The sequence below is a fragment of the Shewanella sp. TC10 genome (assembly GCF_009663145.1).
Taxonomy (GTDB): Bacteria; Pseudomonadota; Gammaproteobacteria; order Enterobacterales; family Shewanellaceae; genus Shewanella.
Genome location: NZ_VKHR01000126.1, coordinates 1 through 1,997, shown reverse-complemented (window position 1 = coordinate 1,997; position 1,997 = coordinate 1). Strand labels below are relative to the sequence as shown.

The 1,997-nt window shown below is 46.6% G+C and carries 1 pseudogene; it reads right to left on the bottom strand.

Annotated features, from left to right (window positions below):
- Nucleotides 1-4: 4 nt before the first annotated feature.
- Nucleotides 5-1,945: pseudogene (locus FNZ24_RS21410) on the bottom strand (dihydropteroate synthase); the annotation flags it as partial.
- Nucleotides 1,946-1,997: the final 52 nt, after the last annotated feature.

Below are 1,997 nucleotides of genomic sequence, written 5' to 3'. Positions count from 1 at the left end.
CTTAGTCGATCGCATCGACTAAGTCTTCAAGTGGGTAATCATCAAATACCTGACGACCTAATACATTCGGGGTAAATGGGGTGTAGTTGTCCCAGTCATGCTGGCAACGATTCGCGCGCGCTGCCTCAATGGATACGATGGTTTTACGTTTGGTTTGCGATAAGCGTTTTTCACGCATCACATCGTATTCATTATAGGCTTCATCAATGGTGGCTTGACGGGTGTCGTTATTAATCAGTTTTGACACCATAGGCACGGCGCGTGAGGCGTCGGCAATGTAAATTGCGCCAGTGGGTGAATGAGGCGCAATTTTAACGGCGGTATGAATTTTTGAACAAGTCGCGCCGCCAATAATAGATGGAATAGTTAAACCTGCCTTATGGAAGGCTTTAACGTTATGCACCATTTCATCAAGGCTTGGGGTGATAAGGCCTGACATGCCAATGATATCAACGTTTTCAGCTACCGCGACTTCAATGATTTTTTCAACGGGCACCATCACGCCTAAATCGATCACTTCATAGCCGTTACATGCCAGTACCACGCCGACAATATTTTTACCAATATCGTGCACGTCGCCTTTCACTGTCACCATTAAGATTTTGCCGTTTGATTGGCCTTCGACTTTTTCGGCTTCAATAAACGGATTTAAGTAGGCGACGGCTTTTTTCATTACTCGGGCAGATTTAACCACTTGTGGCAGGAACATTTTACCTGCGCCAAATAGATCGCCGACCACGTTCATGCCATTCATTAATGGACCTTCAATCACATCAAGTGGGCGCTCAGCTTGCAGGCGCGCTTCTTCAGTGTCTTGGTCGATAAATTCGGTAATGCCTTTTACTAGCGCATGGGATAAACGCTCTTCCACTGGCCAGCCACGCCATGCTAAATCTTCTTTTTTCGCGACTTGTTTACCGTCACCGCGAAACTTTTCTGCCACATCAAGTAGCTGCTCGGTATTAGTTGAGTCGGCAACAGGGCAAGGTAAGTTTTGCACCACGTTTTCGACTTTTTCTTTAAGTTCTGGGTCAATGTCATCATAAATGGCTAATTGACCTGCGTTAACAATCCCCATGTCCATACCAGCTTGAATTGCATGGTATAAAAACACCGCGTGGATCGCTTCACGTACTGGGTTGTTGCCACGAAAAGAGAACGAGACGTTTGATACACCACCAGAAATCATTGCATAAGGCAGGGTGGCTTTAATGTCTTTAATCGACTCAATAAAATCGACCGCATAGTTGTCGTGCTCTTCAATACCCGTGGCAATAGCAAAGATGTTCGGGTCAAAAATAATGTCTTCTGGCGGAAAGCCAACCACATCAACCAAGACGCGATAGGCGCGGGTACAAATTTCAGTTTTACGGGCGCGGGTATCCGCTTGGCCGTCTTCATCAAAGGCCATCACAATGGCTGCAGCGCCATAACGCTTCACTAAGGTCGCTTGCTTGATAAAGGCTTCTTCGCCTTCTTTCATCGAAATAGAGTTAACGATCGACTTGCCTTGAACGCACTTAAGGCCAGCTTCGATGACATCCCACTTCGATGAGTCAATCATGATAGGTACACGAGATATATCAGGCTCTGAGGCGATTAAGTTTAAGAACTTTTTCATCGACTCAGCGCCATCGAGCATGCCTTCATCCATGTTGACGTCGATGATTTGCGCGCCGTTTTCAACTTGCTCGCGCACGACATCGAGCGCTTCTTCAAATTTCTCTTCTTTGATTAAGCGTAAGAACTTAGCTGAACCTGTAACGTTAGCGCGTTCGCCGACGTTCACAAATAATGAGTTGCCATCAATGGTTAGTGGCTCTAATCCTGAAAGGCGACATGCCACTGGAATATCAGGTATCTGACGAGGCTGGTGATTAATCACTGACTCGCGAATGGTGTTGATATGATCTGGCGTACTACCACAACAACCACCGACAATATTGGGCCGCCGAGGGCATGCTCAATATTGTCGGTGGTTGTTGTGGTAGTACGCC